The following is a 6529-nucleotide window of genomic DNA, read 5'->3' as shown; positions in this document are numbered from 1 at the left end:
GCCGTCCGCGCCGAGCAGCTGGTGACCCAGCACACGGCCTCCGGCCGGTTCGACGCGGTCGCCCTGGCCCGGCACATGGTCTGCGACACGGTGCTGGAACTGATGGGCCTGCCCGACGCCGACCGGGAAGTGCTGGCCGGTGCCCCGGCGACCTTCGACGTCTTCGGCCCGCACAACGCCCGCTTCGAGCAGGCCCTGCCCCTGGCGGCCCGCGTGGTCCAGGCGCTCCACGAGCACCTGGTCCGCGAGAAGGTGCCCGCCCAGTCGTGGATGGGAGCGATCTTCGAGGCCGTCGACGCCGGACAGATCGCCGAAAGCGACGCGATTCCGTTGGCCAGCGCGTACACGGCCGCGAGCATCGACACCACCGTCCTCGGACTCGCCGACTGCCTCGTGCAGCTCGCACAGCATCCCGAGCAGTGGCAGATCCTGCGCCGCGACCCCACCCGATGGGCCGTGCCGGCCTTCCACGAGAGTCTGCGGCTCGAGGCGCCCATACAGGGCTTCGGACGCCTGCTGACCCAGGCCACCGACATCGGCGGCGTCCACCTGGACGCAGGCGAACAAATCTGGCTGCTCTACGGATCGGCCGGCCGCGACGACCGCCGCTGGGGAGACGACGCCGACACGTTCGACATCAGACGCCCGCGCAACCACCAGCACCTCGCCTTCGGCGGCGGACCGCACCTGTGCGCCGGCATCCCGCTGGCGGAGATCCAGGCCGGAGCCGTACTGCGCGCACTGGCCGCCCGCTGCACCCACCTCACCCTCGACGGCGAGCCGGTCCGCGTCCTGAACAACTTGCTGCGCGGCTACAGCGCCGCGCCGCTCGCCGTCGAGCTCACCCCCCGCCCCGCATCCTCCGGCAGGTCGGCCCGTCCGGCCGAGGCGTGCCAGCAGGGACCCGTGACGTGATGCCCGCGACCCTCCTGACACGCACCGCACCCGTGCCGCCGCCCGAGCTCGCCCAGACCGCCCAACCACAATCGGTCGGGCCGGGCTGGGAAGTTCTGCTCATGCCCGAGCCGCTCGGCCGGCTCGTGGTGGACTCCCTCGCCGGACGACCGGCCAGGACCGCTCCGCTGGGTTGGGTGTTCACGCACGCCGGACGGTGGGGGATCTTCCTGCCCCTGCAGTCCGACCAACCCGCGTGGCCCTCGTGCACGACCTACCTCAAGGCCGGTGCGAGCGTCACCTTGCCCCCGGACGAAGCCCGGTCGAAGACGCCCGCCTCCCGATGGGTGAGCCGCGACGGCGAGCAGCTCAGCCGGCCCTTGCTCCTCCACCCCGTTCTCACGGCTCTCGCTCCGTGCGACGCCGGCCCGGCCTCCTGCGCCACGGGACCTCCGGACGCGGTCGCCGCCCGCCGCTCCGGGTCGCCGCCCGAGGCCGCCGAGCGCCATCGAAACACCGAGCAGATCCTCACCGCCTGACCAGGAGACCTCCGTGTACGCCCCCAGCGCCCCGCCACCCCCAAGCCCTCACCCCGAGCGGCGCAGCCGCCTGTACATCGCCCCCTACGAGGGCGAGTTCGCGTGCGACGTCACCGTGCTGTTCGACGCGAACGGGCGCGTCTGCTTCGCCGACGAGCGGCCCGAGGACCGGGATGTCGACGGCGTGCTCTGGGAGCGGTGGGAGGGGACGCAGACCGGGGAGCTGGACTGGGCCGCGCATTTCCCCGCACGTCAGTGCGAGGTGATGGAGGGACGGCCGTTGTGCGGGGTCTGCAAGGGCGACCCGGACCGCGACGAACGCGGAACACTCTGGCTCCTACACGCCGGCGACCATCCGGTGCTCCGGCCCCTGCCCCGCAGCATCACGACCGCCACGCCCGCGATCTGCATCCCCTGCGCCCGGCGTGCGATGCGCGCGTGTCAGGAGCTCCGGCGGGGCTCGGTCGCTCTGCGTGTCCGCGAAGCACCGGTCATCGGCGTGCGCGGCACCCTGTACTCGCCCACCGCGCCTCCGCTGCCCGACCAGGTCGTCCGCTTCGAGGACGACGCTCTGCGCCGGCTGGTCGCCCGCCAGCTGATGCGCGAGCTGATCGACGCCGAGATCGACGACACCACCCTCATGGCGTCCGCCTCCGGCCCGGCTGTGGCCGCCGGCACCGCCAGCGCCGCGTGCGGGCGCGAAGCGGGAAGGGGATGACCGAGATGAGCACCGTTCGCACCGTACGCAGGGCGGCCTTGTTCGACCTGGACAGCACCCTCACCGACCACGCGGGCGCGTTCGACGCCTGGGCACGGGAGTTCTGCGTGTCCACCGGCGTGCCGTTGTCCTCGCTGCGGCGGGCCGAGACCTGTCATGCCGGGGCCCGCCATGCGTTCTTCGCTGAGCTCAAGGCCGACTTCGGGCTCCGGCAGTCCATCGCGTCTCTGCACGCCGACTACCGGCGACGCTCCGCCGAACTCGTGCCCGTCCGGCCCGCTGTCTGCGCCGCTATGCAACAACTGGTGTCCGCGGGTTGGAAGTTGGGCGTCGTCACCAACGGAGCACCGGACGCGCAGCGCCTGAAGCTGAAGGTCGCCTGTCTGACGGACTACTTCAGTTCGGTCGTCATCTCCGGCGAGTACGGAATCCGCAAGCCGGACCCGGCCCTGTTCCAGGTGGCGCTGGACGAGCTGGGCGTGGCCGATCCCGCCCGCTCGGTGGTGACCGGCGACTGTCTCGTCTCGGACATCGGCGGTGGCGCGCGGGCGGGGCTGCGCACCGTGTGGATCGCCGACGGGCGCACCCGTAGCGCTCCGGACCCGACCCCCACCCACACCGTGCAGAACGTGGTGCAGGCCGCCGAGTGGCTGCTCGCCGATCCACCGCGCCCCGCATCCCCCTCCTACCTCTCCCTTGTGAGCGGGTGATCCGGCTGTGCGGGCCAAGGACGTGGCCAGGCTGGCCACCTTCGTCATCGCCATCGCGGTGATCATCCTCGCCGCGCAGCTTCCCGCCCCCAGATGAACCGCCCTTCCAGGTGCATGGGCCTCCCCCGGGCACCACCGCACCGCACGGCCGCTCGCGACCGAGCGGGCAACGAGCCGCACTACCCGAACACCCCACGGTCTCCATAAAGGCCCCTTCACAGAACGGATTTCCATGGCTGGGCGTATCGAGGACTACGCGCTGATCGGCGATCTGCAGACGGCCGCGCTGGTCGGCCGCGACGGTGCGATCGACTGGTTGTGCCTGCCTCGGCTGGACTCGGAGGCCGTGCTCGCCCGGCTTCTCGGCACCCCCGGCAACGGGTTCTGGCGCATCGGCCCGTCGGTGTTCGGAGTCGGGCCGAGCCCTGCGGCCGACCGGCGCTCATACCGCGGCGACTCGCTGATCATGGAACACGAGTGGGACACCCCTACCGGCACGCTGCGCGTCACGGACTTCATGCTGCCGCGTACGGACGATGACGACACACCGCGCCTGGTCCGCATCGCCGAAGCCCTCACCGGGACGGTCACCGTCGACGCCACGCTGTCCTTACGCTTCGACTACGGCAAGGTCGTGCCCTGGGTCCACAAGATCGAGGACAACCGTACCTGCGCGGTCGCCGGCCCCGACGCCGTATGGCTGGACACCGACGCGGAGACCCACGGCGAGTCCCTGACTACCCGCTCCCGCGTCACGCTCACCAAGGGCGAGCGCGCCACGTTCACCCTGAGCTGGCGCCCCTCCTTCAAGAGTCCGCCCGCCATGCTCGACATCGACCAGGCCCTGGAGGACACCGAGAAGTTCTGGGCGGACTGGGTCTCACAGTGCACCTACGACGGCCGGTACCGGGCTGCGGTGATCCGCTCTCTCATCACGCTGAAGGCGCTGACGAACCCGCTGACCGGGGGGATCGCAGCAGCGGCGACCACTTCGCTGCCGGAGGAGATCGGCGGCGTCCGCAACTGGGACTACCGCCACGTCTGGATCAGGGACGCCGCGAAGGCCCTGTGGAGCCTCTTGAGGGCCGGCTACCTCGACGAAGCCCGCGCCTGGCGGAAGTGGCTGCTGCGCGCGGTCGCCGGCGACCCGGAGAACCTGCAGATCATGTACGGCATCGCTGGAGAACGCGAGATGCCGGAGATCACCCTGGACTGGCTCGTCGGCTATGAGGAGTCGGGGCCGGTGCGCATCGGCAACGCAGCCGCCGACCAGCGCCAACTGGACGTGTACGGCGAAGTCATCGGAACCCTGCACCTGGCCGCGCAGTTCGGCCTGGAACGCGACGAGACCAGCAACGCCCTGCTCACCAAACTCGTGCAGTCGGTCGAGGCGCACTGGCGTGACCCCGACGCCGGAATCTGGGAGGTACGCGGCCCGAGTCAGCACTTCGTGCACTCCAAGGTCATGGCCTGGGTCGCGGTCGACCGGGCCATCAAGCTCGTCGAGGAAGGCCACGCAGAGGGCCCCATCGAGCAGTGGCGGCAGCTGCGCGACACGATCCACCAGGACGTCTGCACCCGCGGATACGACCCCGAACGCAACACCTTCACGCAGTTCTACGGCAGCCAGGAACTCGACGCGGCACTGCTGCTCATCCCCCAGGTGGGCTTCCTGCCGGCGGACGACCCGCGGGTCATCGGCACAATCGAAGCTGTCCAGAAGGAACTGTCCACCCCGGACGGGTTCCTCCTGCGCTACCCGACCCACGGCGACGACGTCGGAACGGACGGGCTGCCGGGTGACGAGGGCGCCTTCCTCGTCTGCGCGTTCTGGCTGGTCATGGACCTCGCGATGATCGGCCGCCACGACGACGCACGGGCCCTGTTCGAGCGCCTGCTCAGCCTGAGCAACGACGTCGGGCTGCTCGCCGAGGAATGGGACTCCCACCTGCAGCGGCAGCTCGGAAACTTCCCCCAGGCCTTCAGCCACATCGGGATCGTGGGAGGAGCGCTCGAGCTGGAACTCGCCGACCTGCGGGCATCGCTCTTCGCACTCCCGGGAACCTCCCGATGAGCCCGAACGCCGCCGTAGGCGCACCCCCAGGAGACAACGCCCCCGCTACGGATCCCGTCGCCCGCAGCGGCATAGCCACCAAGGACGTCGTGGTCGTGACCACCGACCGCGTCGACCGCACCTGCCATGACGCTCTGAAGATCCACTACGCACGTCACCCCGACGCCGCAGTCGTGCTGGTCGCCGGACGTGTCACCCCTCACGACATCGTCGCTGTCGCGCCGTACGGCGTGGCGGCGGTGGTGCGCGCCGCCGAGTTACGCACCGATCCCGGCCTCCTCCGAAGCGTGAAGGCCTTGGCCGCCGATGGAGGTCACCGCCTCCCCAGCGGCGTCGGCAGCCGCCTGCGGACCGCCGCGGCCGGATCTGTGCGGCAGGTCCTCGGCCGGCCCGGCATCCTCCTGAAGCCCGCGGAAGTCGACGTCGTGGTCCTCGTGGCAGAGGGGCTGACGCGCGCGGGCATCGCCGGACGGCTCGGCCAGGGAGCCGAGCACGTCCGGTACACGCTCAAGAACGCCCTCGAACGCCTCGGCGTGGAGCGGCCTGCCGCAGCAGTCGCCTACGCCGCCCGGGAGGGCCTGCTGTGGGAACTGCCCGACCAGGAGGCACGGTGAGCATCCCGCCCCCTCCCCCGGGACCCGCCGCAGCGCCCGCGACCGTCACCGTGGCCTCGACGGCACCCTCACTGCGGGGGCACCGCAGCTTCCAGACGTACTGGCTGGGCGAGGCCACGGCCCTGGCCGGCTCGTCGGTCTCCGCCGTCGCGCTCCCTGTGGTCGCGGCGATGGAACTCGACGCCTCCCCGGGCCAGGTCTCCGTCCTCGCCTCCGCCGCGCTGGCGCCCGGGTTCCTCCTGGCGCTGCCCGCCGGGGTGGCGGGCGATCGGTGCTCCAAGAAGCGGTTGATGGTGGCAACGGACCTCGCCGCGGCCGCGGTGGTCGCGGCGGTCCCCGCCTGCTGGGCCGCCGGTGCTCTCACCATGCCGGTCCTGTACGGCGTCGCCCTTGTACTGGGCGCGCTCACGGTGCTCCACCAGGCCGCGGCGATCGCCATCGTGACCGAGCTGGTCGAACCGTCCCTCGTACCCGACGCGAACGCGCGGACGATGGCCGCCTACGCCGTCGCCGGATCCGCTGGCACCTACGGCGGAACCGCCGCGGTCAGTCTGCTCGGCGCGGTCCGCTGCCTGCTCCTGGACTCCGCGTCCTACCTGATCAGTGCCTGGTGCGCCTCGCGCATCTCCACCCTCCGCGACGTCCCGGCTGCGGACGGGGCGCGCCGCGGGGTGATCACCGAGATCCGGGAGGGCCTGGAGCATGTGCTGCGCGATCCGCTCCAACGACCCCTGGTCCTGACGATGGCGTTCCACGCGTTCGCCGAGGGCATCGTGACGACCTTCTTCGCCTACTTCCTGCTGATCGAACTCGACTACGACAGCACCGGTCTCGGCCTGGTCCTGGGTGCTGCCGGCGCCGGAAGCTTCGCGGGCGCCCTCATCACCCGACGGCTGGGTAACCGCATCGGTCCCGGCGCCCTGCTCCTCATCGGCTTCGCCGCGTACCCGGCATGCGGGGCCCCGCTCCTTCTCGCCGGA

General features: G+C 71.4%; 7 protein-coding genes. All 7 read left to right on the top strand.

Annotated elements, in window-relative coordinates; genetic code table 11:
- The coding region (locus P3H78_RS32660; protein ID WP_276112809.1) for a cytochrome P450 at window positions 1-915 on the top strand (915 nt) is incomplete at its 5' end.
- Entirely contained in the window at window positions 915-1433 is a 519-nt protein-coding gene (locus P3H78_RS32655; RefSeq protein WP_276112808.1) for a hypothetical protein, read from the top strand. The genes P3H78_RS32660 and P3H78_RS32655, both read left to right, overlap by 1 nt.
- A 13-nt stretch (window positions 1434-1446) precedes the next feature.
- Complete coding sequence (locus tag P3H78_RS32650) at window positions 1447-2151, top strand: hypothetical protein (RefSeq protein WP_276112807.1); 705 nt, start codon at window positions 1447-1449, stop codon at window positions 2149-2151.
- Window positions 2152-2156: 5 nt separating this feature from the next.
- Complete coding sequence (locus P3H78_RS32645) at window positions 2157-2861, top strand: HAD family hydrolase (protein ID WP_276112806.1); 705 nt, start codon at window positions 2157-2159, stop codon at window positions 2859-2861.
- 232 nt (window positions 2862-3093) lie between these two features.
- Window positions 3094-4935: a glycoside hydrolase family 15 protein gene (locus tag P3H78_RS32640; protein WP_276112805.1), complete on the top strand. Its 1842-nt coding sequence runs from the start codon at window positions 3094-3096 to the stop codon at window positions 4933-4935.
- Window positions 4932-5549: a helix-turn-helix transcriptional regulator gene (locus tag P3H78_RS32635; protein WP_276112804.1), complete on the top strand. Its 618-nt coding sequence runs from the start codon at window positions 4932-4934 to the stop codon at window positions 5547-5549. Before P3H78_RS32640 ends, P3H78_RS32635 begins: the two co-directional genes overlap by 4 nt.
- The coding region (locus P3H78_RS32630) for an MFS transporter (RefSeq protein WP_276112803.1) at window positions 5546-6529 on the top strand (984 nt) is incomplete at its 3' end. The genes P3H78_RS32635 and P3H78_RS32630, both read left to right, overlap by 4 nt.

It is taken from the genome of Streptomyces tropicalis (assembly GCF_029269835.1).
GTDB classification, from domain to species: domain Bacteria; phylum Actinomycetota; class Actinomycetes; order Streptomycetales; family Streptomycetaceae; genus Streptomyces; species Streptomyces tropicalis.
This window is presented reverse-complemented; position numbering and strand designations above follow the sequence as displayed.